Here is a 26,492-nt window from a genome sequence, read left to right as displayed (position 1 = left end):
CCTCCCGTCGTGGTCGTTACTACTCCGCGGACCTGTCCGCGTCATCATCTGTGCTCTCCGCCGGTACGTCGGCCTTCGCGTCGGCCGGCAGTTGTTCGGTCGGCTCCGACACGGCCACCCGGGCCGCGCGCAGGACCCGCTCGCCGAGCCGGTAGCCCGGTTGCATGATCATCGTCGCGGTCGGACCGTCGACCTCGTCGGAGTAGTTGTGCAGCAGGGCCTCGTGGATCCGCGGGTCGAAGGTGTCACCCTTCTCGCCGAACTTCACCAGGCCGAGCTTCTCGGTGACGCGCTCCAGCGATTCCGCGACCGCCTTGAACGCGCCCTCGAGCTCACCTGCTTCGCGGGCCCGGCCGACGTCGTCGAGGGTCCCGAGCAGCTCGGTCAGTACCGAGCCGATCACGAGCTCCCGTGACGCCTCCCGGTCCCGGTCGACGCGGCGCTTGTAGTTCACGTACTCGGCCTGCAGTCGCTGCAGGTCCGCCGTACGCTCCTTCAGCGCTTCGGTCAGCAGGGCCTCCTGGGCGGACGGACCGACCAGGTCGGACGGGTCCCGGGGCGGCTGTGCGCCCGGGGTGCCCGGCGTACCCGGCTGGGCGCCGGGCGCGGGAGCCGCGGACGTATCCGCAGTGTCCCGCGCCGCGCCGGTGTCCGGGTCGATCCGGCGCTTGTCCCGGACGACGGGCTCGCCGTCGCCGAACTCGCTGCCAGTGGGTCGATCCGTCACTTGTCCTCCGTCTTGTCCTGCGGCCGGTCCTCGTCCACGATCTCGGCGTCGACGACATCGTCGTCGTTGCCGGTCGAGCTCTCGTCGGAGCTGGTCTCGTCCGAGGAGCCGCCGGCGGCCTGGGCGTTCGCGTACATCGCGGCACCCATCTTCTGGCTGGACTGGGCGAGCTTCTCCGAGGAGGTCTTGATCGCCTCGGCGTCGTCACCCTCGAGGGCCTTCTTCAGCTCCGCGACAGCGTCCTTGACCTCGGTCTTGACGTCGTCGGGGACCTTGTCCTCGTTCTCCTGCAGGAACTTCTCGGTCTGGTAGACCAGGCTCTCGGCCTGGTTCCGGTTCTCCACCGCCTCGCGGCGCTGGCGGTCCTCCTCGGCGTACTGCTCGGCGTCGCGGACCATCTGGTCGATGTCGGTCTTCGGCAGCGCGGAGCCACCCGTGACCGTCATCCGCTGCTCCTTGCCGGTGGCAAGGTCCTTGGCGTTCACGTGCACGATGCCGTTCGCGTCGATGTCGAAGGTGACCTCGATCTGCGGCACGTTCCGCGGCGCCGGCGGCAGGCCGGTCAGCTCGAAGTTGCCGAGCGACTTGTTGTCGCGGGCCATCTCGCGCTCGCCCTGGTAGACCTGGATCATCACCGACGGCTGGTTGTCCTCGGCCGTGGTGAAGATCTCCGAACCCTTGGTCGGGATCGTGGTGTTGCGCTCGATGATCTTGGTGAACACGCCACCCTTGGTCTCGATACCCAGGCTCAGCGGGGTCACGTCGAGCAGCAGGACGTCCTTGACCTCACCCTTCAGCACACCGGCCTGCAGGGAGGCGCCGACCGCGACGACCTCGTCCGGGTTCACGCCCTTGTTCGGGTCCTTGCCGCCGGTCAGCTCCTTGACCAGGTCGGCCACCGCGGGCATCCGGGTCGAACCGCCGACCAGGATCACGTGGTCGATCTTCGACACGTCGATACCGGCGTCCTTGATGACGGCCTTGAACGGCGCGCGGGCGCGCTCGAGCAGGTCGTTGGTCATCTTCTGGAACTCTGCCCGGGAGAGCTTCTCCTCCAGGTGCAGCGGGCCGGACTCGGTCAGGCTCAGGTACGGCAGGTGGATCGTGGTCTCGGCCGCGGCGGACAGCTCGATCTTGGCCTTCTCGGCGGCCTCGGTGAGGCGCTGCATGGCCATCTTGTCGCCGGACAGGTCGGTGCCGTTCTTGTTCTTGAACTGGGTCACCAGCCACTGCACGATGCGCGCGTCCCAGTCGTCACCACCGAGGTGGTTGTCACCGCTGGTCGCCTTCACCTCGAAGACGCCGTCGCCGATCTCCAGCAGCGACACGTCGAACGTGCCACCACCGAGGTCGAAGACCAGGATGGTCTGCTCGGTGCCCTTGTCCAGGCCGTACGCGAGCGCGGCCGCGGTCGGCTCGTTGACGATCCGGTGCACCTTCAGGCCCGCGATCTCGCCGGCCTCCTTGGTCGCCTGGCGCTGCGCGTCGGAGAAGTACGCCGGCACGGTGATGACCGCGTCGGTGACCTGCTCCCCGAGGTACGCCTCGGCGTCCCGCTTCAGCTTCTGCAGCACGAACGCGCTGATCTGCTGGGGGGTGAACTTCTTGCCGTCGATGTCGACGCTCCAGCTCTCGCCCATGTGACGCTTGACGGAGCGGATGGTGCGGTCGACGTTCGTGGTGGCCTGGCGCTTCGCCACCTCGCCGACCAGGACCTCGCCGTTCTTGGCGAAAGCCACCACCGAGGGCGTCGTGCGCGCTCCCTCGGCGTTGGGGATGACGGTGGGCTCGCCACCTTCGAGTACGGCGATGACGGAGTTCGTCGTACCGAGATCGATTCCGACCGCGCGGGCCATTCTGATACCTCCACGAAGTTGAGTGATGCAGACTCAATGTTGCACGTTCGTCCGCCTCGGTTCAAATCCGTGACGCAACAAACTTGAGTTCACTAGGCTCAACATTGCACATGGCCCAGGTCATTCCCAAGGGCAGGCCCGAATTTCGGGGTCCGGGCCAGGGTGCGGCCAGGGAGACCCCTCCCGGGGAAAGGTTTACCGTGCGACCCTGTCCCTGTGAAACTCCGCGCAATGAGCCCCGCCGACTACGGCGCGGTGCTCGCGCTCAACAACGCCGCCGTAGGCCTGGTCGATCCACTGGGCGCCGACCGCCTCGACTGGCTCCGCCTGATCGCCGCGCACGCCGCGATCATCGACCTGGACGGTAAGCCGGCCGGCTTCGTCCTGACCTTCACCCCGGGATCGGCGTACGACGGTCTCGAGTTCGACTGGTTCACCCAGACGTACGCGAACCGGTTCCTGCTGATCGAGCGGATCGTGGTCGCGACCGAGCACCGCCGGGAGGGCATCGGATCGCAGGTCTACCGCGCGATCGAACGCGCCGCCAAGCCGTTCGACCGCGCCGTCGTCCGCGTCCGCACCCACCCCCTCGACGACGGCGGCCTCACCTTCCACACCGCCCGCGGCTACGTCCAGATAGACAAACAACGCCTCCCCGACGGCACCCCGGCCATCCTCCTCACCAAGGAGCTGGCCGACTAGAGGCGCCGTACGCCCGTATCCACCCAGTCGTCGACCATCAACACCCTGTCACCGGACCGGACCAGGTCGCGCCGGTAGCCGAACACGACGTGCCGACGACCCGCGCGACACCGGCCCCGAGGACGAGCGTGGGCACCTCGCCGTACAGCCCGGCCAGGGCCGGTCCGAGCTCGCGGAGCAGGTCGGCGTCCCGCCACCAGTCGGTCACATCGGCATAGCTGCTTCAGGCGCCACGATCCGTCCGCCAGCGGAAGCCATCGCGGAGTCGCCTGGTCAGCTCAGTCGTCATGCCCCCAGAGTGACGGCATCCGGGCGGGAGCGCACCTGGAATCTGCAGCTACACCGGACGGCCGGCGATGAAGGTCTGCTTGATCAGGGGGACGCCGGGGCGGTAGGAGAGGTGCAGATGGGAGGGCGCGTCCAGCACAGCCAGGTCGGCCTGGGCGCCTGGAGTCAGGCGGCCTCGGTCTGGACGGCGAAGCGAGGCGGCGCCACCGGCGGTGGCGGACCAGAGCGCTTCGGCCGGGGTCATGTGCATGTCGCGGACGGCGAGGGCGATGCAGAAGGGCATGGACGAGGAGTAGCCGGAGCCGGGGTTGCAGTCGGTGGCGAGGGCTACGGTGACGCCGGCGTCGAGGAGGCGGCGGGCGTCCGGGTACGGCGAGCGGGTCGAGAACTCGATCGCGGGCAGGAGGCCGGCGACGACACCTGCCGAGGCCAGGGCGTCGACGTCGGCGTCGGTCAGATACGTGCAGTGGTCTGCCGAGGCTGCGCCGACCTCGCACGCCAGTTGTACGCCGGGGCCCTCGCCGAGCTGGTTCGCGTGGACCCGGGGCTGGAGACCGCGGGCGATACCGGCCTGCAGGATCGCTCGGCCCTGATCGGCGTCGAAGGCGCCGCGTTCGACGAAGACGTCGATCCACTTCGAGTGCTTGGCGGATGCATCGAGCATCGGGCCGGTCACCAGCTCCACGTAGCCGGCCGGATCGTCGGCGTACTCGGCCGGCACGACATGCGCCCCGAGGTACGTCGTCTCGTCGGTGAACTGGCCCGCGATCTCGAGCGCACGGGCCTCGTCCGCGACGGTCAGCCCGTAGCCGGACTTGATCTCGACCGTGGTGGTCCCCTGCCGCCGCATCTCGGTGACGAGGCGGGACACGTTCGCGGTCAGGTGTTCGTCGGTGGCTTCGCGGGTCGCGGCGACGGTGGTGCGGATGCCGCCGGCGGAGTACGGCGTACCTGTCATGCGGGCGGCGAACTCCTCGGCGCGGTCGCCGGCGAAGACCAGGTGTGAGTGTGAGTCGACGAAGCCTGGGATGACGGCCCGGCCGCCGAGGTCCAGCGCTCCGTCGGCCGCGGGTGCGTCGCGGCGGGGGCCGACCCAGGCGACCTTGGTGCCGTCGATGACCAGGGCTGCGTCGTGGAGCTCGCCGAGGAGACCGCCGTACGCGGGGTCGTTGGTCACCAGCGAGCTGATGTTGGTCAGCAGGAGTGAGGTCATCGGGTCACTGCCTCGATCGATTTCGTCAGCTGGGCCGGGACATCCAGGCGTATGTGTTTGCCGTTGGCAACCAGATGGCTTCCGGAGACGACTACGTCGGAGACGTCTGCAGCTGATGCCGCGAAGACTGCGGTCTCCAGACCGCCGCCGGTGCCGGCGGTGCGGACCGTGTCCAGGTGGACGGCTACCAGGTCGGCGCGGGCACCTACCTCGATCGCGCCCGCGTCGGTGAAGCCGATCGAGCGATGGCCGTCGGTGGTGGCCGCCTTGAGGAGTTCCGGAGCCGACCAGTGGCCGCGTTCCTGGGACGCGAGGCGCTCGTTCAGCTCGACGGCTCGCATCTCCTCGAAGAGGTCGACCACCGCGTGGCTGTCGGAGCCGAGCGTCAGCGGCGAACCCGCGTCGCGCAGCTGCACCGACGGGCCGATGCCGTCGGCGAGGTCGCGCTCCGTCGTCGGGCAGAAGCAGGAGTACGTCGCGGAGCTGCCGAGCAGCCCGACGTCGACCTCGGTGAGGTGCGTGGCGTGGACCGCGCTCGTCCGCCCGCTCAGGAACCCGGCCTCGTCGAGCACCTGCGCCGGCGTCCGCCCGTACGCCTTGAGACAAGCCGCGTTCTCCGCGACCTGCTCGGACAGATGAATATGCAGCGGTACGTCGGGAAACGCCGACGCCACCGCACCGAGTTGATCCTGCGGCACGCCTCGGACCGAATGGGCGGCCGCGCCGATCACGACGTCATCGTTGCCGCTCAGCTGCGCGACCCGGGCAGCCCAGGCGGTCGCGTCGCCGTCGCTGAAGCGTTGCTGGACCTCGTTGACTGGCTCGTCGATCCCGCCGGCGATGTAGCAGGTGTCGAGCAGCGTGATCCGGATGCCGACGTCGCGCGCGGCGGCGATCAGCGCCAGGCCCATCGCGTTCGGGTCGTCGTACCGCTGGCCGCCGGGGGCGTGGTGGAGGTAATGGAACTCGCCGACGGCAGTGATTCCGGCGAGGAGCATTTCGCCGTACACAGCCTTTGCGAGGTCGTAGTACGTGTCGGGGGTGAGGGCGGCGGCGACGGCGTACATCTGCTCGCGCCAGGTCCAGAAGGTGCCGCGCCCGGTCTGTGTCCGGCCGCGGAGGGCGCGGTGGAATGCGTGGCTGTGACAGTTGGCCAGACCTGGGAGGACGAGTCCGTTGAGGATCTGCGCGTCGCCGGGGGCCGCGTCGGGCTCGATCGAGGTGATGCGGCCATCGGCGGTCGTCACCAGGAGGTTGCGCGCTAGGCCGGTCGGGAGGAGGGCGGTCTCACACCAGTACGACGTCACTTCGCGAGATCCTTCAGTACTGCGGCCAGCGCGTCGACGCCGGCGAGGCAGTCGTCCTGCTCGGCGTACTCGGCGGGCGAATGTGAGATGCCGGTCGGGTTGCGGACGAACAGCATGGCGGTCGGGATGGCGGCGTCCGAGAACACGCCCGCGTCGTGACCGGCGCCGGTCGGGAGGACCGGGGCGCCGTCGAGCACACCCACCAGTCGATCCCGTAGGCCGGTCGGGAAGTTGACGATCGGGGAGACGGATTCCGCGGTGACCTCGAGCGTGGTGCCGTCGCGTTCGGCGCGTTCGGTGGCTTGCTTGGTGATTGCCGCGAGCAACAGTTCGAGGGTTTCGGTGTCGGCGGCGCGCGCGTCCAGCCAGGCGGTGACCTGGGAGGGTACGGCGTTGGTGCCGTTGGGCTCGACCGATACCCGGCCGAAGGTGGCGCGGGCGCCGGCCAGACGGGCTTGCTTGTTGGCGGCCAGTGCGGTCATCGCGTAGGTGAGCATCGGGTCGTGGCGGTCCTCCATCAGCGTGGTGCCGGCATGGTTGGCCTCACCCCCGAACGTGAACCGAAACCGCCCATGCGGCCAGATCGAGCTAGCCACGCCCACCGGCGCCGTCAGCCCTCGCCCCTGCTCCACATGCAACTCGACAAACGTCCCCATCCGCTGCAACAACGGCGAAGGCCCAACCCCAGCCGGGTCGATCCCCGCCTGCTCCAACGCAGCCGCCAAAGGCACCCCAGCCCGGTCCTGCAAAGCCAGCGCCTTCTCAGCGGACAACACACCAGCCGCCACCCGGGACCCTAGACAGGGCATCCCGAACCGAGACCCTTCTTCCTCCACAAACGCACCCACCCCAATAGGCACGCCCGGCTCAAACCCCTCCGCCCGCAACTGATCAACCGCCGCCAGAGCCGAGACAACCCCCAACGGCCCATCAAACGCCCCGCCATCGATCACCGAGTCAAGGTGGCTGCCCGTCACAACACCAGGGACGAGGGAGGAGCCCGCCCGCCGGGTGCCCGGGCGGGAAGCCGGCCCTCCGGCCGGCTCCCCGCCCGGGCTTACAGACGAAGCAGCACCGGTGCCCACAGGCGAGGTCTCCGACGACCCGCCCGCGCGGGGAGCCGGCCGGTGGGCCGGCTTCTCGCGCGGTTCCCACCAGGCGATCAGGTTGCCGATTCCGTCGGACTCGACGGATAGGCCGCGGGCGGCGCACTGGTTCAGGAACCAGTGCGTCGCCTCGCGTTCGGTGGGGGTCCAGCCGCCTCGGGTGTAACCGCCGGTTTCGGGGTTGCGGCCGATGGCGGACTGGTCGGCCCAAAGGGATTCGAAACTCAAGACCGGCTCACGACAAGGGGTTCTTCGACAGCCAGTCCTTGGCGACCGCGTCCGCGCTCTCCTTGCCGACGTCGATCCGCTTGACCAGGTCGGTCAGCGCGTCCGTGGTCAGCTTGGCGTCGACCGCGTTCAGCGTGGAGACGACGTCGTCGGACTTGTGGTCGGTCCGGATCAACGGAACGATGTTGTTCGGCGGCAGGATGTGCTCCGGGTCGTCCAGCTGCACCCAGCCCTTGTCCTTGATCACGGCCTGGGTGGTGAACAGGTCCGTCACCTGGATCTGGTTCGTCTCCAGCGCCTTGATGCTCAGCGGACCACCCGCGTCGAGCGTCTTGTACTCCTTGAAGTCGACGTCGTACTTCTCCTTCATACCCTTCAGCCCGGCGGTCCGGACCTTGAACTCGGAGCTACCGCCGGCGACCAGGTTCTTGCCCTTCAGGTCACCGATCGACTTCAGGCTGTACTTGTCCGCGGTCGCCTTGGTCACCACGATGGTGTCCTCGTCGGTGGCCGGCGACATCTCCAGGATCTCCAGCCCCGGCGTCAGCGCCTTCTTCAGCGCGTCGTACGCCTTCTGCGGGTCGGTCTCGGTGGAGTTCTTGTCGAAGTACGCCAGCGAGGCGCCGGTGTACTCCGGGACCAGGTCGACGGACCCGTCCTTGATCGCGGCCATGTAGGTCTCGCGGTTGCCGATGTTCGGCTTCTTCTTCACCTCGATGCCCTTGGCGGCCAGCGCCTGGCCGTAGATCTCCGCGATCAACTGGCTCTCGGAGAAGTCGGCGGACCCGACGGTGATGCTGCTCACCTTCGAGGGCGCCGGCGAGCTGCCGGCGTTGTCACTGCCGAGCTGGTCGCCCCCACCCCCACAACCAGCCAGGCCGAGCACCGCCACCCCGGCGATCGCAGTACGGATGAGTGTGGATCTCAACACGAGAGCCTCCAGTGTTCTCGTTCAGCCATCGACCGGTGCCGATGGATGCATCTCAAGTTCAGCAGGTACGACGGACAATTCAGCCGATCTTCAGCCCTTCGGAGACCGTGATCCGCCCGATCAGCGCGAAGACCGCGTCCAGCAGCAGCGCGAGCAACGCCACCAGCAACGCGCCGGTGAACATCTGCGGGAAGTCCCGGAGCTTCAGTCCGTCGACCACGTAGCGGCCGAGGCCGCCGAGCGACACCAGTGCGGCGATCGTCGCGGTCGAGACGACCTGCAGGGTGGCGCTCCGGATGCCGGAGATGATCAGCGGCAGCCCGATCGGGATCTCCACCTTGGTCAGGATCTCGCGTCCGGTCATCCCCATCCCCCGCGCCGCGTCGATCGTGGCCGGATCGACACCGGACAGACCGGCGTACGTCGAGGCCAGGATCGGCGGGACACCCAGTGCGACCAGCGCGATCAGCACCGGCAGGAAGCCGATCTGGTTGGTCAGCAGTACGGCGATCATCAGCAGACCGAGGCTCGGCAGAGCCCGTGCCGCGTTGCCGAGGTTGATCGCCAGGAACGCCCCGCGCCGGGTGTGCCCGATCCGCAATCCGATCGGTAGCGCGATCAGCACGGAGAGTCCGAGCGCGGCAAACGTGTACCAGAGGTGCTGCAGGATCCGCGCCCAGATCCCCTCGTTGCCGGACCAGTTGTACGAGTCGGTCAGGTACTGCCACATGTCACGCCACCTCCGCCACGGGTGTAGAAATCCGCGCCCAGGGAGTCAGTACCCGCTGCAATGACACCAGGATCAGGTCCGCGACCAGCGCCAGCGCCAGGGAGAGCACGACCCCGACCACGACCGGCGTGAGGAAGTCCTTCTGGAAGCCCAGCGTGAACAGCTCCCCCAGGCCGCCGATCCCGATCACGGCGCCGACGCTCACCATCGAGATGTTCGCGACCGTGACCACGCGCAACCCGGTGAAGATCACCGGTACGGCGATGGGCAGGTCGACCGCGATCAGCCGGTGCATCGACCCGTACCCGACCGCGATCGCCGACTGCCGGACGTCGGGTGGCACGGAGCGCAGTCCGTCGATCACGTTCCGGATCAGCAGCGAGACCGTATAGATGGTCAGCGCGACGATGATGTTGATCGTCGACAGCACCTTCGTGCCGATGATCGCCGGGATCACGATGAACAACGCGATCGACGGTACCGAGTACAGCACGCCGCCGAGCGCGATCAGCGGATTCGCCAGCCAGGAGTACCGGGTGGCGACGTACCCCAACGGCACCGAGATGATCAGCCCGAGGATCACCGGAATGATCGCCAGGTAGATGTGTTCGCGCAGTTGGTCCCAGATCAGCCCGAGGTTGTCACCGATCCACGTCATGACCGCAAGGCCTCTGCAACCGCGGCTTGATCGATGACGCCGACGGCCTTCCCGTCGTCGTCGACGCAGACGCCGCAACCGGTGGGCGACGTCAGTACTGCGTCCAGTGCCGCGCGCAACGAATCGCCGCGCTTGAACACCGCGCCGAGCGGCAACAGCTCACCGGACCCGTTCTTCCAGCCGACCGGTACGCCGTCCTTCAGCGCGAGCTCGTCCGGAACCGGCTGCACGGCCATCGACTCGGGATGCACGAACGTAAGAGCCCGGTAACCGCGATCCTGACCGACGAAGCCGCGAACGAAGTCGTCGGCCGGCTCACCGAGCAGCTCGGCCGGCGGAGCGAACTGGGCCAGCTTCCCGCCGACCTGCAGTACTGCGACGTTGTCGCCGAGCTTGATCGCCTCGTCGATGTCGTGGGTGACGAACACGATCGTCTTGCCGATATCGCGCTGCAGCCGGAGCAGCTCTTCCTGCAACTGGTGCCGCACGATCGGGTCGACCGCGCTGAACGGCTCGTCCATCAGCATGATCGCCGGATCGGCCGCCAGCGCACGGGCGACGCCGACTCGTTGCTGCTGGCCACCGGACAGCTGGGCCGGATACCGCTCGGCCAGCTTGAGATCCAGGCCGACGCGTTCGAGCAGCTCCATCGCCGTACTGTGTGCTTTGCGTTTGTCCCAGCCGAGCAGCTTCGGGACGGTCGCGACGTTGTCGACAACGGTCTTGTGCGGGAACAGGCCGGCGTTCTGGATCACGTACCCGATGCCCCGGCGCAGGGTGACCGCATCCTTGCCGTTGATGTCCTCGCCGTCGATCGAGATCGTCCCGCTGGTCCGCTCGATGGTGCGATTGATCATCCGCAGCGACGTGGTCTTGCCGCACCCGGAGGGCCCGACGAACACCGTGATCTGGTTGCTCGGGATCCGCAGGGACAGTTTGTCGACGGCGACGGTGCCGTCCGGGTACTGCTTGGTGACGTCCTCGAACTCGATCATGGCGCCCCTTCGCGCTGGTCATCGGTCGCCCGAAAGACCCTAGCGGAACGAAAGACCGAAACCACGCGATCGCATGGTTTCTCGCCCCTTGGAAAAGTGCACCGTAGCACTACAGATTGCCACGGTCGCACACAGTTAGCCTTCCCGCATCGGGATGCGCACACCCCGCTGGTCGGCGACCTCGACAGCCTTCTCGTAGCCTGCGTCGACGTGACGGATCACACCCATCGCCGGGTCGTTGCTGAGCACCCGTTCCAGCTTCTGCCGGGCCAGATCGGTGCCATCGGCAACAGATACCTGACCGGCGTGGATGGACCGGCCGATACCGACGCCGCCGCCGTGGTGGATCGACACCCAGGAAGCACCGCTGGCCACGTTCACCATCGCGTTCAGCAACGGCCAGTCCGCGATCGCGTCCGAACCGTCGAGCATGCCTTCGGTCTCCCGGTACGGCGATGCCACGCTGCCGGTGTCCAGGTGGTCGCGACCGATCACGATCGGCGCCTCGAGCTCGCCGGAGGCAACCATCTCGTTGAACCGCACGCCGGCCTTGTCCCGCTCGCCCTGTCCGAGCCAGCAGATCCGCGCCGGCAGACCCTGGAACGCGACCCGCTCACCGGCCAGCTTGATCCACCGGGTCAGATGTTCGTTGTCCGGGAACAGGTCAAGGATCGCCTGGTCCGTCTTCGCGATGTCGGCGGGGTTGCCGGACAGCGCGGCCCACCGGAACGGGCCCTTTCCCTCACAGAACAACGGCCGGATGTACGCCGGTACGAAGCCGGGGAACTCGAACGCGCGGGAGTAACCCGCCTTGCGCGCCTCGTCCCGGATCGAGTTGCCGTAGTCGAACACCTCGGCGCCGGCATCCTGGAACCCGACCATCGCGGCAACGTGTCGCGCCATCGAGGCCTGCGCGCGCTCGGTGAACCCGGCCGGGTCCTTCTCGCGGGCGGTCGCCCAGTCGTCGAACTCGATACCGACCGGCAGGTACATCAGCGGGTCGTGCGCCGAGGTCTGGTCGGTGACGATGTCGATCGGCGCGCCCAGCTCCAGCAGCTCCGGCACGATCACCGCGGCGTTGCCCAGGACACCGATCGACAACGGCCGGCGGGCCTTCTTCGCCTCCTCCGCCAACCGCAGCGCGTCGTCCAGGTCCTTCGCCCGTACGTCGAGGTAGCGGTGCTCGATCCGGCGGTCGATCCGCGACGAGTCGACGTCGATGCAGATCGCGACGCCGTCGTTCATCGTGACGGCCAGCGGCTGCGCGCCACCCATACCGCCGAGACCCGCGGTCAGCGTGATGGTGCCGGCCAGCGTGCCGCCGAAGCGCTTCTCGGCCACCGCGCCGAACGTCTCGTACGTGCCCTGCAGGATGCCCTGGGTGCCGATGTAGATCCACGAGCCGGCCGTCATCTGGCCGTACATCGTGAGCCCCATTGCCTCGAGCTTGCGGAACTCCTCCCAGGTGGCCCAGTCGCCGACCAGGTTCGAGTTCGCGATCAGGACGCGCGGCGCCCACTCGTGCGTCTGCATCACGCCGACCGGCTTGCCGGACTGCACGAGCATGGTCTCGTCGTCCTTGAGCGTGGTCAGGGTGCGGACCATCGCGTCGAACGCGTTCCAGTCGCGGGCGGCCTTGCCGGAACCGCCGTACACGACGAGCTCGTCGGGGTGCTCGGCGACCTCGGGGTCGAGGTTGTTCTGCAGCATCCGCAGCGCGGCTTCCTGCTGCCAGCCGCGAGCGGTGAGGGTGGTGCCGCGGGGTGCGCGTACAGGACGGGGTCCGGACATGGGTGATCCAGCCTTTCTCAGTTGAGCGGGCCGGTGACGGCCTCGGTGGCTTCGATGTAGGTGCCGTTGGCAACGAGTTGGACGGAGTGCTCGAGCTCGGGCGCCAGGTGGCGGTCCGTGCCGGGGCCCTCGACGTGCTCCCGTAGTACGGCCTTGGCGGCTTCGGTTGCCGGGGCCGGGGTGAGCGGCGCGCGCAGGTCCAGCGCCCGCGCGGCGGTGAGGATCTCGATCGCCAGGACGCGCTGGAGGCCGTCGACCGACTTGCGCAGTTTGCGTGCGGCGGACCAGCCCATCGAGACGTGGTCCTCCTGCATCGCGCTGCTCGGGATCGAGTCGACGCTGGCGGGTACGGCGAGACGCTTGAGCTCGGACACGATCGCGGCCTGCGTGTACTGCGCGATCATGTGGCCGCTGTCGACCCCGGGATCGTCGGCCAGGAAGGCGTTCAGCCCGTGGTTGCGGGCCACGTCGAGGAAACGGTCGGTACGACGTTCGCTGATGCTGGCGAGGTCCGCGACGGCAATGGCGAGGAAGTCGAGCACGTACCCGACCGGGGCGCCGTGGAAGTTGCCGTTGGACTCGACGCGGCCGTCCTTCAGTACTACGGGGTTGTCGATCGCGGCGGCGAGCTCGCGGTCGGCAACACTCGCTGCGTGGGCGGCGGTGTCGCGGGCTGCGCCGTGGACCTGTGGGGAGCAGCGGAGCGAGTACGCGTCCTGGACGCGGTTGCAGTCCGGGCCGCGGTGGCTCGCGACGATCGCGCTGTCCTTGAGGATCGTGCGGAGGTTGGCGGCGGACGCGGCCTGGCCGGGGTGCGGACGGAGAGCCTGCAGGTCCTCGGCGAACACGCGGTCGGTGGCGAGTTGGGCCTCGACGCTCATCGCGGCGGCGAGGTCGGCGGTCTTGAAGAGCCGGTCGAGGTCGGCGAGCGCGAGGACCAGCATGCCTAGCATGCCGTCGGTCCCGTTGATCAGCGCGAGACCTTCCTTCTCCGCGAGCACGATCGGCGTCAGACCGTTCTGCTGCAGGGCTTCGCCGGCGTCGAGAAGGTTGCCGTCGGCATCACGGACCTTGCCCTCGCCGAGGATCGCGAGGGCGACGTGGGACAGCGGTGCGAGATCGCCGGAGCAGCCGAGGCTGCCGTACTCGTGCACGACCGGGGTCAGGTGCGCGTTGAGGAGACCGGCGTACGCCTGGGCCGTCTCGACCTTGACGCCCGTACGGCCCGTCGCGAGGGTCGAGAGTCGCAGCAGGGCAAGCGCCCGTACGACCTCGGTCTCCACCTCCGGGCCGGACCCGGCCGCGTGCGAGCGGATCAGGCTGCGCTGCAGCTGGGCCCGCAACTCCGGCGCGATGTGCCGCGTCGCGAGTGCGCCGAACCCGGTCGAGACGCCGTAGTGCGGGGTGTCCGCGTGGGCCAGCGCCTCGATCGCGGCGCGTGACTTCGCGATCTCCTCCAGAGCCTGGTCGTCGATCCGTACCTGCGCGCCGTACCGCGCGACCGCGACCACCTCGGCCGGGGTCAGCGGTCCAATACCGACAATCACCGTGTCTTCCACCCGATCATTGGACCGCGCCGGGATGCTCCTCGACAGGAGCGGCATACCAGTTTCTGTCTCGAATTTGAGACGTCAGCTGTGGACCCGCGAACACATAGAGTCAAGCCATGGTGTTCGAGATCCGGCCGGCGCGGCCGGCGGACGCGGTCGGCGTCGCGCAGGTCTGGGCAGCCGTGATGCCGCATCTGGTGAAGTCGGCGCGGGCCATCGAGACCGAACTGCGAGGTGGCCGGAGCCGGGTGATCCTGATCGCGGTGGACGGTCCGGACGTGGTCGGGTACTCGAACCTTTACCTACCCGAGGCGGGCGTGGCCGGGGCCCGGGTGCGGATCACTGTCCAGGTGCCACCGTCGTACCGCGAGCGTGGGATCGGCACTGCGTTGCTGACCGCGATCTCCGCGGAGGCTGTCACGGCCGGGGCCGGTCGGCTGCTGGCCGCTGTGGCTGAGGATTCCAAGGCGTTCGCGGAGAAGCGCGGGTTCGAGCTGGGGCGGCGGATGAGTCATGCCGCCGCCGATCTGCGTGAGGCCCGCGAGCCGGTCGCGCCGCCGGCCGGACTGCGTCTGACCACGTACGCCGAGTTGGAGCCGCGGCAGGTGTTCGACGCCGAGGTCCAGGTGCGGGACGACGATCCGAGCGGGTTCTCCGGCGGACCGGCGTACGACGAATGGGTGAAGGTGTCGTGGAACAACCCAGACATCCGGCGGGACCTGAGCTTCGCCGTACTGGACGGTGATCGGGTGCTGTCGTTCGTGACCACGACTGCTGATGCGGACCGCGGGGTGATCTGGTCGAACCTGACCGGGACGATCCCGTCGGCGCGCGGGCGCGGGCTGGCGAAGGTGGTGAAGTCGCACGCGCTGGCTGCGGCCCGGGACGCCGGGTTCGTGACGGCATCGACCGGGAACGACGCGGGGAATCTTCCGATGCTCGCGGTCAACAAGTGGCTCGGTTACCGGACGACGTCCGGCGCGTGGACTGCGGAGAAGGCTCTGTGAAGCGACTCGTTGTCTCGTTGCTGTTCTTCTTGGTCGTGTCGGTCGTGGTCGGGTTGCTGGTCTCGGGGTCGGAGTTCCTGGACTGGGGTGTCGCCGGCGGGCTGTTCGCGATCGCGGTGGCGGGTGAGGGGCTGCGGTTCTGGTTGCGACGGAGCCGCGCGAAGAAACGCCAATCGTCAGGGATCTAAGGCGGGGCCGGGTTACCCTGCCGTTGTGAGCGGCAACGTTCCCGCCTCGACCCGTACGCTGCGGGTGCTGACGTTCCTGGCCACCCAGCCCGGTCCGGTACCGATGGAGCGCATCGCCTCCGCGGTCGGCCTGCCGCGCTCGTCGACGTACCACTTGCTGCGGGCAATGATCGACGAGGGTTTCGTCGTGCATCTGCCTGAGGAGAAGCGGTACGGGCTCGGGGTTGCTGCGTTCGAGATCGGGTCGGCGTACTTGCGGCACGATCCGTTGGAGCGCCTGGCTCGGCCGTTGCTGGTGCAGCTGGTGCACGAGGTGGGGCAGACGGCGCATCTCGGGGTGTTGCATGGTCGGGAGCTGGTCTACCTGCTGAAGGAGCAGCCGCCGCGGCCGGTGACTTTGGTGACCGATGTCGGGGTGCGCCTGCCTGCCACCCTCACCGCATCCGGGCGCGCGCTCCTCGCCGAGCTCCCACCTGCCCAGGTGCGGGCTCTCTTCCCCACTCCCGAGTCTTTCGTCCGCCGCACAGACCTCGGCCCGCAGACCCTCACCCAACTCCGCCGCCTACTGGCCGACGAGAAACGCCAGGGCTACGCCGTCGAGGACTCCTTCATCACCCCCGGCATGGCCTCCGTAGCCAGCGCCGCCGTCGACCACGCCGGCCACCCAGCCGCCGCCATCAGCGTCACCTTCCGCACAGACGCCGTCCCCCCACCCGACCGCCCCCACCTAGCCCACCGAATCCGCCAAGCCGCCACCGCCCTATCCCGCCGCCTCCACGGCTAGCCTGACTCGGCTGGGTGTTCGACTTGGCGGTCGCCCCATTGGGTTAGGACGCCGCGGGCTATTTCCAGGTCCTCGCGGAGGGAGCGGTCGGCCAGGCTGTCTGGTAGGACGGCCAGGGCGTCGGCGAGCCAGGGGCCGACGGCTGCAGGGGACAGGTCGTCGGGGGTCAGGCCGGCCAGGCGGATGGCGCGTACGGCGGTGACCAGCTCGCTGGCTAGGACCTCGCGGAGAGCGTCTAGGAGCTGGGCAGTTAGGACTGCGGCTTGTGGCGCGAAGCTGGCGTGGAGTTCGGCGCCTCGGGACAGCGTCGCCGTGCCTAGTGTGGCGGGCTGGGCAGCAGAGCGGACCGCCGCGAGTGCGTCATGCGCGACGTACTCGATCATCATCACGCCTGAGCTTGCCTCCGCGCCGCTGGCCAGGAAGCGGCTGAGGCCGGTGTAATCCGGGTCAACCAGATTCGCGACGCGGGTGGTGGACAGGGTCGCGACGCTGTGCAGGCTGAGTCGGAGCGAGTCGAGGGCGAGTGCGATCGGCATCGCGTGCCAGTTGCCGTTGTGCAGCACGGTGTCGCCGGCCACCAGCGGGTTCTCCGCGGCCGCGTTGATATCGATCCGCACACTGTTGCCCAAGGCATCGGCATGATCGACGGCAGGACCGAGCACCTGCGCGAAAGCCCTTAACCCGAAGGGATCCTGGACACGCGCAGGCAAGAGCGGCAGGCCGTCGAGCAGTCCACGCATCCTGCGGGCGACCCGCACCTGCCCCGGCTGTGGACGGGCCTCGTGTACACGGACGTCGTACACCTCGGCGTTGCCGCGCAGCGCCACATGGGAGAGCGCCCCGACCAACGGTACGACGTTGATCAGCGTGCCCGCCTCGACATACGCGAGGCAGCACTCGGCGAGCGTGAGCGCATTGCTGGACAGCAGCGGGAGAGCGCTGGTCCCGTCGATGACATCGCCCAGCGCGAGCCCGAGCTCCGCGAGCGGCCCGAGGTCGCCGGTCCCGATCGCACCACCCCGGTGCAGGTCCGGCAGGTCGTCATCGTTGAGCAGCCCAACGATCGCATCGGCCACCGCCGGGTGGAGCCCGGACCCGCCCGCGGCGAGCTGGTTGACCCGGATCAGCAGCCCGAGCCGGACGACATCCTTCGGGTACGACGTCGTACCCGTCGTACTGTGCGACCCGAGCAATCGCGCGCCGTGCTCCGGGTCGGACGTGAGTACGTCGCGGTTCGCCCCGACGCCCGTCGTCCGCCCGTACACCGGCCGCCGTCCAGCGACCTCGGCGACCACCGCGGCTGACTCCTCCATCCGCTTCCGGGCGTCGTCACTCAGCCGAACCGCAGTGCGTCGCTGCCCGAGCGCGACCGCCTCGAGCGGGCTCAGCCCGGCACCCGTCAGCTCAACCGGCTCCATCCCCACAGTGTGGAACCGCCCCGGCCCGCGAGGTAAGCGCCGCGCCCACCCAAACGTCTCGAACCCGAGACGCGCAAAATCGACCCATGACAGTCGAGGAAGAAGTACGCGCGGAGGCGGCCGAGGCGGACGCGGTGCTGATCGGCAACGACGCCGAGCTGATCGCGAACTGCTGGACCGATGACTGGGTCGCCGTCGACGCCACCGGAATCACACCCAAGGCGGACATCATCGGCTGGATCGCGTCGGGCCGGCTGCAGCACCACAGCATGACGACAGTCGGCGGCGAGCGGATCGCCCGGGTCGGCGACACGGTCGTCCTGACCGCCCGGAAGGCGAGTTCCGGCAGCTGGGACGGGACGCCGTACGAGGTCGAAGAATGGATCAGCCAGGTCTACGTGCGCTCCGACGGACGCTGGCTGCAGGCGTTCTGCCACAAGGCGACAACATAGAAACAGCCCGTCGCCAAAGAGGCGACGGGCTGTGGAAAGACCAGGGATTACTTCTGGCCGTAGCGCTTCTTGAACTTCTCCACCCGGCCCTGGGTGTCCATCACGCGCTGCTGGCCCGTGTAGAACGGGTGACTCGCGGACGAGATCTCGACGTCGACGACCGGGTAGGTGTTCCCGTCGTGCCAGACGACCGTCTCGTTGCTCTCGCGGGTCGAACCGGTGAGGAAGCTGAAGTTACCGGACTTGTCCCGGAAGACAACCCGGCGGTAGTCGGGGTGAATGTCTTTCTTCATGCTGCCGTACTTCCTTCCAGATAAGGGGCGAACGGGTCGGTCAGGGGATGGACCGCTTCATCCGCACGCATCACACAACCGTCGAGGCGCTCGGTTAATTCCCGCAGCTCCACACCGGGTCCGGTGATCGACAGGTACGACGCGCGGTCGCCGTACTCCGGGTGCCACTCGAGGGCGGACCGGGCCTGGTGCTGCTGCCCGACCGCGGGCCAGCGGTCCGCCGGGAGGTCGGCCAGCCACGGACCGAGGACGCCGATCGAGATGTTCGTGCCGAAGCTGTCCCAGCTCAGCCGGTTGCGGTGCTGGGTCGCGATCCAGAGCGTGCCGCGGCCGCGGGCCGACCCGGCGACCAGATCCTCGAGGGCATCGAACAAGCGCTCCGGATGAAACGGTCGATTGGACTGCCAGACCAGCGTCGGCACCTCGCCGTCCGCGGGCGCCGCGATCGAGCCGGGCTCGACGACGTTCCCAGGAGCGTGCAGCCGTACGCCGAGCAGCCCCGCCGGCGTGGACTTGATCAGCAGCCGCGGGTTGATCGCCCGCACCAGCGCCTCCGCATCCAGATCACTCAGCACCGCAGCATCGGCCGACTCCAACTGCCGGACCACAACCTCGGCGATCGCACGCCCGTCTTCCAAAGCCGTCGGGATGCCACGCTCACGGATCAGCTCGTCACCGGTCAGATCGGCGACCACGGTGGCGGCGTCGACGGTCGTGAGGATCGCGTCGATGCGGAGGTCGTCGGCCGCCGAGAGCTCGGCCGCGATCGCCTGGGTGTCACCGGCGGCTGGGACGTTCACGATCGCCACGCCGTACCGCTCGATGGCCGCAATACTGGAGAGCAGTTGGACGAGCGAGCCGCGCATCGCGCAGGAGACGCACGGGTGCTCCATCGTGATCACCTCGCGGTCGATCACGCCGGCCGCAGTACGCGCGATCCGTACGACGGAGCCCGCACTCAGGCCGCTCACGTCGTACTCCACCAGGACGCCGGTCGGGCCGGCGGCAGCCAGCAGATTCCCCGCGACGGCGCCGCGAAGCTCCTCGTCGAGGCCCGTCAGCAAGGTCACCGGCAGCATCGACTCTCCTGTCTTATTGAAAACGATAACCACTACAAAGTACCCTCTGAGGCGGAATAGCCGCCACCCGGCCGGCGTTCACTGAAGTAAGGGTCACCCGCCAGGTGATCCGGGAAAGGACACCATGGCCAAGCGCAACGACCTCCGCCCCATCATCAAGCTCCGCAGCACCGCCGGCACCGGCTTCACCTATGTAACGCGGAAGAACCGCCGGAACAATCCCGATCGGCTGATCATCCGCAAGTACGACCCGAAGACCCGGTCCCACGTCGACTTCCGCGAAGAGCGGTAAACACAACGAAGCCCCCCGCCGCAGCGGGGGGCTTCGTTGTGTCTAGAGGCGGTTGTACGCCTTCAGCGTTCGTAGTGCGCCGACGGTCACGATGCCGCGGTACTCGAGGGTGGACGCCGGTCCCGGCGGCTCCCAGGTGAGGGCCCAGCCGCCGTCGTCCTGCTGGTCGGCGATCAGCCGGTCCAGGTGCGCATCGAGTTGCTCGTCGGTGAACAGCTGGTTCCAGAAGCTGTCCGGCGTCGGCGCGAGGTGCAGCGGCGTCACGCCGTACGTCGGATCCGCGGCGTCGGCCCGGAACCATTGCAGCTTGGGCAGCCAGTCGCGGACCAGATCGACGTCGACGTCGTCGGTGTGCTCCAGGAACTCCAGCGCCTCGTGCATCCCATGGGCGTCCTCGGGGAACTCCTTCGCCAACTCTGCCGCACACCAGGCGCCGGCCTGGTCGCGCCACGGGTGCTCGACGCCCAGCTGATAGAGCCGGCCGACCAGACCCGCGGTGGGGTTGATGCCGGGCTGGTACGTCCACTCGGTGATGTGCTCGGCCCGGGGGTAGCCCTCCACCGCCGGACCGCACAGCGGGACCGCGCCGTCGGCGTTGGCGAGCTGTGCCAGCCAGTCGGCCGCGCGCCGGACCATCTCGTCGTCCCGAGCGCCTGCCGCGATCAGTGTGCTGAACGCGACCTCGACATCGAGCGGCAAGCTGTCCGGACACCGCTTGTCCGGCTCCAGCCCCCACCCGAAGCCCCCGTCGGCGTTCTGGAACCCACGCAGCGCGTCGATCACGCCTTGTGGATCAGCGCCCTCGAAAACCGTGGCGAAGAGCCGACGCTCGAGCAGCCGAGCATCCCGCCGTACAAAGTCCCGACCTGCGGTGAAGATGTCCATGTGCCTACCCTCCCGCAGATCCGGCCGGAGGTCTTGAACGAAACGGACACCGTCAGGGCTCGAAGCGGTAGCCCATGCCCGGCTCGGTCAGGAGGTGCTTCGGGCGGGCCGGATCGGGCTCCAGTTTGCGGCGGAGCTGGCCCATGTAGAAGCGGAGGTTGCCGCTGGCGGTTTCGTAGCCGGGGCCCCAGACCTCGGTCAGGAGCTGGCGTTGGGACATCAGCTTGCCGGGGTTGCGGACCAGGACCTCGAGCAGGTGCCACTCGGTCGGGGTGAGGCGGATGTCTTCGCCGTTCTCCAGTGTGACGCGCTTGGCCGCCAGGTCGACGACGGAGCCGCCGACGGTCACCACGGGCTGGTCCTGGGCGATGTTGCTGCGTCGGAGTACGGCGCGCATCCGGGCCAGCAGCTCATCGATGCCGAACGGCTTCGTCACGTAGTCGTCCGCGCCCGCGTCCAGCGCCTCGACCTTGTCGGTCTGGTCGGTCCGCCCGGACAGCACCAGGATCGGCGCGTCGGTCCAGCCGCGGAGCCCGCGGATCACGTCCACGCCGTCGAAGTCCGGCAGCCCGAGGTCGAGGATCACCAGCTCGGGCGGATGCTGCGCGGCGACCTTCAACGCCGACGTACCGGTGCCGGCCAGATGCACCTCGTACCCACGCGCCTTCAGGTTGATCTGCAACGCCCGCACGATCTGCGGCTCGTCGTCGACCACCAATACTCTCGTCACTCCTGCTCCGATCGTTCGCGTGCTCCCGGGACCGGGGCGTCGGTCGGGCGGAGGCTGGCGGTCGGGATCGTGACCACCATGGTCAGGCCACCGCCGGGGGTGTCCTCGGGCAGCAGCGCACCGTGCATCGCCTCGGCGAGGCCGCGGGCGAGCGCCAGCCCCAGCCCGACGCCGACCGTGTTGTCGGTGTCGCCGAGGCGCTGGAACGGCGCGAACATCCGGTCCCGGTCCTCGCGCGGGATCCCCGGCCCGCGGTCGATCACCCGGATCTCGACGATTTCGCCCAGAGCGCTCCCGGTGATCAGCGGCGGACGTCCGGGCGGCGAGTAGCGGATCGCGTTCGCCAGCAGGTTCGCCACCACGCGCTCCAGCAGCGCCGGGTCCGCCTCGACCAGCGGCAGCGTGTGCGGGATGTCGACGGTCACCTGGTCGGCTTCGTCACCCAGCTCGGCCAGTACGCCGGGCATGATCTCGTCCAGCGCCATCGGCCGCGTGAACACCGGCAGTACGCCGGCCTGCAGCCGACTCAGGTCGAGCAGGTTGTCCACCAACCGCGACAACCGGTCCAGCGACTCGTCCGCGGTCTCCAGCAGCTCGGCCCGCTCGGACTCGCTCCACTCCACATCATCGCTGCGCAGCGAAGTCACCGACGCCTTCGCCGACGCCAACGGGGAACGCAGGTCGTGGCCGACTGCCCGGAGCAACGCCGTACGCAGCTTGTCGGCCTCGGCGAGCGGCTTGGCCTCCGCGGCCGCCTCGCTCAACCGGGCCCGGTCAACCAGCGCGGCGGCGTGGGCCGCAAAGGCCCCGACCAGCCGGCGCTCGTCCGCCTCCAGCTGATGACCTTGCAGCACCAGAACGAGGTCGTCCCGCGCCGGGATCTCCGCGTCGGCCTCCTCCGGACGGGTGCAGGTCAGGGAACCGGCCGAGGCCAGCGGTCGCCAGACCTCGGTCAGCTCGTCGTCGTCCACACGTTCCATCAGACACGCCCCGGTCATCCCGAAGGCCTCGCGCACCCGTTCGAGCAGCGCGGGCAGGGCGGTCTCACCTCGCAGTACCGATCCGGCCAAGGTCGCCAACGTCTCCGATTCCGCGGCCGCCCGGGCCGCCTGCCTGGTACGTCGTGCCGCCCGGTCGACGACCGAGCTCACCATCGCGGCGACCAGGATGAAGATCACCAGCGCCAACGCGTTGTTCAGCTCGGCGATCGTGAACGTCCGCTTCGGCGGGGTGAAGAACCAGTTGAGTACCAGCGACCCGCCGACCGCGGTCACCATCGCCGGCCACATCCCGCCGACCAGCGCCACCACGACCACCGCCAGCAGGAACGCCAGCACGTTGCTGGTCAGGTTGAGCGTGTCGCCACCCAGCCCGAGCACCAGCGCGAGCACCGGCGGCAGCACGATCGACAGGACGAATCCCTGGATCTTCCGGCGCCGGGACAGACTGCCCCGCAACCGAGGCAACCGCCCGCGACCCATCAATGAGTGCGTGACGATATGTACGTCGATATCGCCCGAATCGCGGATTGTGGTCGCGCCGATCCCCGGTCCGGTGAACAGGGACCCGATCCGCGAACGGCGACTGCCGCCGAGCACCAACTGGGTGGCGTTCTCGGCCTTCGCGAAGGTGAGCAGGGCGGACGGGATGTCGTCGCCGACCACCTGGTGATAGGTCCCGCCGAGCTTCTCGACCAGGTTGCGCTGCTCGGCCAACTTGCTCGGGTTCGCCCCGGTCAGGCCGTCGGAGCGCGCGACATGTACGGCGAGCAGATCCCCGCCGGACGACCGCGCGGCGATCCGGGCGGCCCGCCGGATCAGCGTCTCGCCCTCGGGACCACCTGTGAGCGCGACCACAACCCGCTCCCGGGCCTCCCAGGTCGAGTCGATGTCGTGCTCCTGGCGGTACTGCTGCAGCCCCGCGTCCACCCGGTCGGCCAGCCAGAGCAGCGCCAGCTCGCGCAGGGCGGACAGGTTGCCGACCCGGAAGTAGTTGCCCAGGGCAGCGTCGATCTTGTCCGCGGCGTACACGTTGCCGTGGGCCATCCGCCGGCGCAGCGCCTCCGGGGTCATGTCGACCAGCTCGATCTGGTCCGCGGCCCGGACCACCCGGTCCGGGACCGTCTCCTGCTGGGGTACGCCGGTGATCTTCTCGACCACGTCGTTGATCGACTCGAGGTGCTGGATGTTGACCGCCGAGATCACGTCGATCCCGGCGGCCAGCAACTCCTCGATGTCCTGCCAGCGCTTCTCGTTCCGGCTGCCCGGGACGTTGGTGTGCGCCAGTTCGTCGACCAGCGCCACCTCCGGGCGCCGCGCCAGTACCGCGTCGATGTCGAGCTCGGTGAAACTCGCGCCGCGGTAGTCGATGATCCGCCGCGGGATCACCTCGAGCCCGGCGAGCATCTCCGCGGTGTGTTCCCGGCCGTGGGTCTCGACGAACCCGACCACCACGTCGGTCCCCCGGGCGAGGCGCCGTTGCCCCTCGCCCAGCATCTTGTACGTCTTCCCGACACCAGGCGCGGCCCCGAGATAGACCCGCAGATGCCCGCGCTTCATACCTTCATACTCTCAGCTGGCAGCCAAGGCGGCGTTCAACGTCACCACATTGACCGTCGGCTCCCCGAGGAACCCGAGCGTGCGGCCCTTCGTGTTGTCCTTCACCAGCTGCTGGACCTTCTCCACCGGCAGTCCCCGCTCGCGAGCGACGCGGTTGACCTGCAGAGCGGCGTACGCCGGGCTGATGGCCGGGTCGAGGCCGCTACCGCTCGCGGTGACCGCGTCCGGCGGGACCTGCGACGGGTCGACGCCCTCGAGCTTGGCGACGTCCTGCCGGCGCTGTTCGATCAGCTTGACCAGGTCGGGGTTGTTCGGCCCGTACTGCGAGGCAGCGCTACCCATCCCGTCGTAGTCGACCGCGGACGGCCGGGTCTGGAACCACTTCGGGTCCGCGACCATGATCGCGTTGCCGTCGGCATCCTTCTTCCCGGAGTCCATCGTGTACGCCTGGCCGATCAGGTCGGAGGCGACGTCCTTGCCGTCGACCTTGACGACCGACCCGTTCGCGTTGCTGTGGAAGACGGCCTGCGCGACCCCGGTCATCACCAGCGGGTAGACGATCCCGAGGATCGCCGTGAACACGAGCAGCGCCCGTAGCGCCACTCCGAACTGCCGGACCGAGCCGGGCAGATTGCTTGCCATGAACAACTAGCCTTTCACCGCAGACCCGGGATCAAGGAGATCACCAGGTCGAGGAGTTTGATTCCGACGAACGGGCTGATCAGACCGCCGATGCCGTAGATCAGCAGGTTGCGGCGCAGCATCGCCGAGGCCGACGACGGCTTGTACCGGACCCCGCGCAGCGCCAGCGGCACCAGGGCCACGATCACCAGCGCGTTGAACACGATGGCGGACACGATCGCCGACTCCGGCGAGTGCAGCCCCATGATGTTCAGCTTGTCCAGCCCCGGGTACGCCGAGGCGAACAGCGCCGGCAGGATCGCGAAGTACTTGGCCACGTCGTTCGCGATCGAGAACGTGGTCAGCGATCCGCGGGTGATCAGCAACTGCTTGCCGATCTCGACGATCTCGATCAGCTTGGTCGGGTTCGAGTCGAGGTCGACCATGTTGCCGGCCTCCTTCGCGGCCGACGTACCGGAGTTCATCGCCACGCCGACATCGGCCTGGGCCAGCGCCGGCGCATCGTTGGTACCGTCACCGGTCATCGCGACCAGCCGGCCGCCCTCCTGCTCCTTCTTGATCAGCGCCATCTTGTCCTCGGGCGTCGCCTCGGCCAGGAAGTCGTCGACCCCGGCCTCCTCGGCGATCGCCTTCGCGGTCAGCTGGTTGTCACCGGTGATCATCACGGTCCGGATGCCCATCGCACGCATCTGGTCGAACCGCTCCCGCATGCCTTCCTTGACCACGTCCTTGAGGTGGATGACGCCGAGCGGACGCGCCTTGCCGTTGATGCTCTCGGCAACGACCAGCGGCGTACCGCCGGAGGCCGAGATGCCGTCGACGATCTCGCCGAGCTGTACGTCGATCTGCCCGCCGTGCTGGTTGATCCAGGCGTTGACCGCGCCGGCCGCGCCCTTGCGGACCTGCCGGTCGTCCAGGTCGACACCACTCATCCGGGTCTGCGCGGTGAACTCCACGAAGGTTGCGTGCGGCAACTCTCCGGTGTGGCGCTCACGCAGTCCGTACCCGGTCTTCGCCAGTACGACGATCGACCGGCCCTCCGGCGTCTCGTCGGCGAGGCTGGACAGCTGCGCCGCGTCGGCGAGCTCGGTGTCGCTCACACCCTTGACCGGGATGAACTCCGCGGCCTGCCGGTTGCCCAGCGTAATGGTGCCGGTCTTGTCCAGCAGCAGCGTGTTCACGTCGCCGGCGGCCTCGACGGCCCGTCCGGACATCGCCAGCACGTTGCGCTGCACCAGCCGGTCCATACCGGCGATACCGATCGCGGACAGCAGCGCGCCGATCGTGGTCGGGATCAGGCAGACCAGCAGGGCCACCAGGATCACGATGTTCAGATCGACGTGTGCGTAGTTCGCGAACGTCGGCAGCGTCACGGTCGCGATCAGGAACACGATCGTCAGGCTGGCCAGCAGGATGTTCAGCGCGATCTCGTTCGGCGTCTTCTGCCGTGACGCACCCTCGACCAGCGCGATCATCCGGTCGATGAAGCTCTCACCGGGTTTGGTGGTGATCTTCACGACGATCCGGTCCGACAGCACCTTGGTGCCACCGGTGACCGCGCTCCGGTCACCGCCGGACTCGCGGATGACCGGGGCCGACTCGCCGGTGATCGCCGACTCGTCGACGCTCGCGACACCCTCGACGACGTCACCGTCGCCGGGGATGATCTGCCCGGCCTCGACGACCACGAGGTCGCCGAGCTTGAGCTGGGTCGCGGGGACCTCTTCCTCGCGGTCGCCGACCAGCCGGCGCGCGGTGGTCTCGGTCTTGGCCCGGCGCAGCGTCTCGGCCTGGGCCTTGCCCCGGCCTTCCGCGACGGCCTCGGCCAGGTTGGCGAAGATCACGGTCAGCCAGAGCCAGACCACGATCCACCAGACGAACACGCTCGAGTCGGTGAAGGCGAAGATCGTCGACGCGACCGCGCCCACCTCGACCACGAACATGACCGGGTTCTTCACCATCACCCGCGGGTCGAGTTTGCGGACCGCGTCGGGCAGGGCGGTGAGCAGCATCTTCGGGTCGAACAGACCCGAAGCTGCTCTCTTCGGGGGTACCGCCGGCGTGGACGCGGGCGGCTTTACG

Annotated in this window: 26 protein-coding genes; 6 read left to right on the top strand and 20 right to left on the bottom strand. The window is 68.6% G+C overall.

From position 1 onward, the window contains the following. Positions 1 to 19: 19 nt before the first annotated feature. Both grpE and dnaK read right to left on the bottom strand, forming a co-directional pair. A complete protein-coding gene (gene grpE, locus FDA38_RS23470) occupies positions 20 to 727 on the bottom strand; it encodes a nucleotide exchange factor GrpE (protein WP_137256225.1) in 708 nt (235 codons plus the stop codon). Beyond that, positions 724 to 2,583, bottom strand: a complete 1,860-nt coding sequence (gene dnaK, locus FDA38_RS23465) for a molecular chaperone DnaK (RefSeq protein ID WP_137256224.1) — start codon at positions 2,581 to 2,583, stop codon at positions 724 to 726. The genes grpE and dnaK overlap by 4 nt, the downstream gene beginning before the upstream one ends. Before the next feature lie 231 nt (positions 2,584 to 2,814). Here dnaK and FDA38_RS23460 point away from each other — a divergent pair, with 231 nt between their 5' ends. Next, the gene (locus FDA38_RS23460) at positions 2,815 to 3,285 is read left to right on the top strand and encodes a GNAT family N-acetyltransferase (RefSeq protein WP_137256223.1); all 471 of its coding nucleotides are present in this window, start codon (positions 2,815 to 2,817) and stop codon (positions 3,283 to 3,285) included. 37 nt (positions 3,286 to 3,322) lie between these two features. Here FDA38_RS23460 and FDA38_RS42340 read toward each other — a convergent pair whose 3' ends face one another. From FDA38_RS42340 to hutH, 10 genes are all read right to left on the bottom strand, one after another. Next, positions 3,323 to 3,493, bottom strand: coding sequence for a hypothetical protein (locus FDA38_RS42340; RefSeq protein WP_170989843.1), 171 nt, complete (start codon positions 3,491 to 3,493; stop codon positions 3,323 to 3,325). 129 nt (positions 3,494 to 3,622) lie between these two features. After that, positions 3,623 to 4,786, bottom strand: a complete 1,164-nt coding sequence (hutI, locus tag FDA38_RS23450) for an imidazolonepropionase (protein ID WP_137256222.1) — start codon at positions 4,784 to 4,786, stop codon at positions 3,623 to 3,625. After that, positions 4,783 to 6,093, bottom strand: coding sequence for a formimidoylglutamate deiminase (locus FDA38_RS23445; RefSeq protein ID WP_137256221.1), 1,311 nt, complete (start codon positions 6,091 to 6,093; stop codon positions 4,783 to 4,785). Before FDA38_RS23445 ends, hutI begins: the two co-directional genes overlap by 4 nt. Continuing rightward, positions 6,090 to 7,070, bottom strand: coding sequence for an allantoate amidohydrolase (locus FDA38_RS23440; protein ID WP_380090974.1), 981 nt, complete (start codon positions 7,068 to 7,070; stop codon positions 6,090 to 6,092). Before FDA38_RS23440 ends, FDA38_RS23445 begins: the two co-directional genes overlap by 4 nt. Positions 7,071 to 7,434: 364 nt before the next feature. Then, entirely contained in the window at positions 7,435 to 8,358 is a 924-nt protein-coding gene (locus tag FDA38_RS23435; protein ID WP_137256220.1) for an ABC transporter substrate-binding protein, read from the bottom strand. A gap of 79 nt (positions 8,359 to 8,437) precedes the next feature. Beyond that, entirely contained in the window at positions 8,438 to 9,088 is a 651-nt protein-coding gene (locus FDA38_RS23430) for an ABC transporter permease (protein ID WP_137256219.1), read from the bottom strand. A gap of 1 nt (position 9,089) precedes the next feature. Further along, the gene (locus FDA38_RS23425; protein WP_137256218.1) at positions 9,090 to 9,746 is read right to left on the bottom strand and encodes an ABC transporter permease; all 657 of its coding nucleotides are present in this window, start codon (positions 9,744 to 9,746) and stop codon (positions 9,090 to 9,092) included. Further along, positions 9,743 to 10,741: an ABC transporter ATP-binding protein gene (locus tag FDA38_RS23420; protein ID WP_137256217.1), complete on the bottom strand. Its 999-nt coding sequence runs from the start codon at positions 10,739 to 10,741 to the stop codon at positions 9,743 to 9,745. Before FDA38_RS23420 ends, FDA38_RS23425 begins: the two co-directional genes overlap by 4 nt. Positions 10,742 to 10,876: 135 nt before the next feature. Continuing rightward, a complete protein-coding gene (gene hutU / locus FDA38_RS23415; RefSeq protein WP_137256216.1) occupies positions 10,877 to 12,532 on the bottom strand; it encodes a urocanate hydratase in 1,656 nt (551 codons plus the stop codon). 17 nt (positions 12,533 to 12,549) lie between these two features. Continuing rightward, complete coding sequence (gene hutH, locus FDA38_RS23410; RefSeq protein ID WP_137256215.1) at positions 12,550 to 14,136, bottom strand: histidine ammonia-lyase; 1,587 nt, start codon at positions 14,134 to 14,136, stop codon at positions 12,550 to 12,552. Positions 14,137 to 14,198: 62 nt separating this feature from the next. Between hutH and FDA38_RS23405 the strand changes: the two genes are divergently transcribed. Genes FDA38_RS23405 through FDA38_RS23395 form a run of 3 tightly spaced genes read left to right on the top strand, consistent with a single transcriptional unit; the run spans position 14,199 to position 16,061 of the window. Next, complete coding sequence (locus FDA38_RS23405; protein WP_233714877.1) at positions 14,199 to 15,089, top strand: GNAT family N-acetyltransferase; 891 nt, start codon at positions 14,199 to 14,201, stop codon at positions 15,087 to 15,089. Further along, positions 15,086 to 15,277 carry a hypothetical protein gene (locus FDA38_RS23400; RefSeq protein ID WP_137256214.1) on the top strand — a complete coding sequence of 64 codons (192 nt, stop codon included), beginning with the start codon at positions 15,086 to 15,088 and terminating at the stop codon, positions 15,275 to 15,277. The genes FDA38_RS23405 and FDA38_RS23400 overlap by 4 nt, the downstream gene beginning before the upstream one ends. Positions 15,278 to 15,302: 25 nt before the next feature. Next, complete coding sequence (locus FDA38_RS23395) at positions 15,303 to 16,061, top strand: IclR family transcriptional regulator (protein ID WP_137256213.1); 759 nt, start codon at positions 15,303 to 15,305, stop codon at positions 16,059 to 16,061. On the opposite strand, the gene FDA38_RS23390 is transcribed toward FDA38_RS23395, so the two are convergent. Next, entirely contained in the window at positions 16,058 to 17,479 is a 1,422-nt protein-coding gene (locus tag FDA38_RS23390) for an aromatic amino acid lyase (protein WP_137256212.1), read from the bottom strand. The two genes, FDA38_RS23395 and FDA38_RS23390, sit on opposite strands and share 4 nt — an antisense overlap. Before the next feature lie 86 nt (positions 17,480 to 17,565). Here FDA38_RS23390 and FDA38_RS23385 point away from each other — a divergent pair, with 86 nt between their 5' ends. After that, entirely contained in the window at positions 17,566 to 17,931 is a 366-nt protein-coding gene (locus tag FDA38_RS23385) for a nuclear transport factor 2 family protein (protein ID WP_137256211.1), read from the top strand. 47 nt (positions 17,932 to 17,978) lie between these two features. Here the strand turns inward: FDA38_RS23385 and FDA38_RS23380 are convergent, their stop codons facing one another. Both FDA38_RS23380 and FDA38_RS23375 read right to left on the bottom strand, forming a co-directional pair. Beyond that, positions 17,979 to 18,224, bottom strand: a complete 246-nt coding sequence (locus FDA38_RS23380) for a type B 50S ribosomal protein L31 (RefSeq protein ID WP_134110539.1) — start codon at positions 18,222 to 18,224, stop codon at positions 17,979 to 17,981. Next, on the bottom strand, positions 18,221 to 19,303 hold the full coding sequence (locus FDA38_RS23375) for a GTP-binding protein (protein ID WP_137256210.1): 1,083 nt from the start codon (positions 19,301 to 19,303) through the stop codon (positions 18,221 to 18,223). Before FDA38_RS23375 ends, FDA38_RS23380 begins: the two co-directional genes overlap by 4 nt. Before the next feature lie 124 nt (positions 19,304 to 19,427). On the opposite strand from FDA38_RS23375, the gene rpmG reads away from it, so the two are divergent. Further along, positions 19,428 to 19,595 carry a 50S ribosomal protein L33 gene (gene rpmG / locus FDA38_RS23370; protein ID WP_137256209.1) on the top strand — a complete coding sequence of 56 codons (168 nt, stop codon included), beginning with the start codon at positions 19,428 to 19,430 and terminating at the stop codon, positions 19,593 to 19,595. Positions 19,596 to 19,637: 42 nt separating this feature from the next. Here the strand turns inward: rpmG and FDA38_RS23365 are convergent, their stop codons facing one another. The 5 genes from FDA38_RS23365 to kdpB are packed head-to-tail and all read right to left on the bottom strand — an operon-like array spanning position 19,638 to position 26,437. Further along, complete coding sequence (locus FDA38_RS23365; RefSeq protein WP_137256208.1) at positions 19,638 to 20,480, bottom strand: prenyltransferase/squalene oxidase repeat-containing protein; 843 nt, start codon at positions 20,478 to 20,480, stop codon at positions 19,638 to 19,640. Positions 20,481 to 20,532: 52 nt separating this feature from the next. Beyond that, a complete protein-coding gene (locus tag FDA38_RS23360; RefSeq protein WP_137256207.1) occupies positions 20,533 to 21,210 on the bottom strand; it encodes a response regulator in 678 nt (225 codons plus the stop codon). After that, complete coding sequence (locus FDA38_RS23355; RefSeq protein WP_137256206.1) at positions 21,207 to 23,768, bottom strand: sensor histidine kinase; 2,562 nt, start codon at positions 23,766 to 23,768, stop codon at positions 21,207 to 21,209. Before FDA38_RS23355 ends, FDA38_RS23360 begins: the two co-directional genes overlap by 4 nt. Before the next feature lie 12 nt (positions 23,769 to 23,780). Further along, positions 23,781 to 24,410 (bottom strand): K(+)-transporting ATPase subunit C, encoded by a 630-nt coding sequence (gene kdpC / locus FDA38_RS23350; RefSeq protein ID WP_137256205.1) that lies wholly within the window; start codon positions 24,408 to 24,410, stop codon positions 23,781 to 23,783. 14 nt (positions 24,411 to 24,424) lie between these two features. Continuing rightward, complete coding sequence (gene kdpB / locus FDA38_RS23345) at positions 24,425 to 26,437, bottom strand: potassium-transporting ATPase subunit KdpB (protein WP_267901765.1); 2,013 nt, start codon at positions 26,435 to 26,437, stop codon at positions 24,425 to 24,427. Between the last annotated feature and the right edge of the window lie 55 nt (positions 26,438 to 26,492).

The organism is Kribbella jiaozuonensis, from assembly GCF_005233875.1.
Classification (GTDB): domain Bacteria; phylum Actinomycetota; class Actinomycetes; order Propionibacteriales; family Kribbellaceae; genus Kribbella; species Kribbella jiaozuonensis.
This window is presented reverse-complemented; position numbering and strand designations above follow the sequence as displayed.

Bases quoted from the DNA above. Each gene is read 5' to 3' on its own strand.
- dnaK (WP_137256224.1), bottom strand. From the start codon at position 2,583: ATGGCCCGCGCGGTCGGAATCGATCTCGGTACGACGAACTCCGTCATC.
- FDA38_RS23460 (WP_137256223.1), top strand. From the start codon at position 2,815: ATGAGCCCCGCCGACTACGGCGCGGTGCTCGCGCTCAACAACGCCGCC.
- hutI (WP_137256222.1), bottom strand. From the start codon at position 4,786: ATGACCTCACTCCTGCTGACCAACATCAGCTCGCTGGTGACCAACGAC.
- FDA38_RS23430 (WP_137256219.1), bottom strand. From the start codon at position 9,088: ATGTGGCAGTACCTGACCGACTCGTACAACTGGTCCGGCAACGAGGGG.
- FDA38_RS23425 (WP_137256218.1), bottom strand. From the start codon at position 9,746: ATGACGTGGATCGGTGACAACCTCGGGCTGATCTGGGACCAACTGCGC.
- FDA38_RS23420 (WP_137256217.1), bottom strand. From the start codon at position 10,741: ATGATCGAGTTCGAGGACGTCACCAAGCAGTACCCGGACGGCACCGTC.
- hutU (WP_137256216.1), bottom strand. From the start codon at position 12,532: ATGTCCGGACCCCGTCCTGTACGCGCACCCCGCGGCACCACCCTCACC.
- hutH (WP_137256215.1), bottom strand. From the start codon at position 14,136: ATGCCGCTCCTGTCGAGGAGCATCCCGGCGCGGTCCAATGATCGGGTG.
- FDA38_RS23405 (WP_233714877.1), top strand. From the start codon at position 14,199: ATGGTGTTCGAGATCCGGCCGGCGCGGCCGGCGGACGCGGTCGGCGTC.
- FDA38_RS23390 (WP_137256212.1), bottom strand. From the start codon at position 17,479: ATGGAGCCGGTTGAGCTGACGGGTGCCGGGCTGAGCCCGCTCGAGGCG.
- FDA38_RS23385 (WP_137256211.1), top strand. From the start codon at position 17,566: ATGACAGTCGAGGAAGAAGTACGCGCGGAGGCGGCCGAGGCGGACGCG.
- FDA38_RS23380 (WP_134110539.1), bottom strand. From the start codon at position 18,224: ATGAAGAAAGACATTCACCCCGACTACCGCCGGGTTGTCTTCCGGGAC.
- FDA38_RS23375 (WP_137256210.1), bottom strand. From the start codon at position 19,303: ATGCTGCCGGTGACCTTGCTGACGGGCCTCGACGAGGAGCTTCGCGGC.
- rpmG (WP_137256209.1), top strand. From the start codon at position 19,428: ATGGCCAAGCGCAACGACCTCCGCCCCATCATCAAGCTCCGCAGCACC.
- FDA38_RS23365 (WP_137256208.1), bottom strand. From the start codon at position 20,480: ATGGACATCTTCACCGCAGGTCGGGACTTTGTACGGCGGGATGCTCGG.
- FDA38_RS23355 (WP_137256206.1), bottom strand. From the start codon at position 23,768: ATGAAGCGCGGGCATCTGCGGGTCTATCTCGGGGCCGCGCCTGGTGTC.
- kdpC (WP_137256205.1), bottom strand. From the start codon at position 24,410: ATGGCAAGCAATCTGCCCGGCTCGGTCCGGCAGTTCGGAGTGGCGCTA.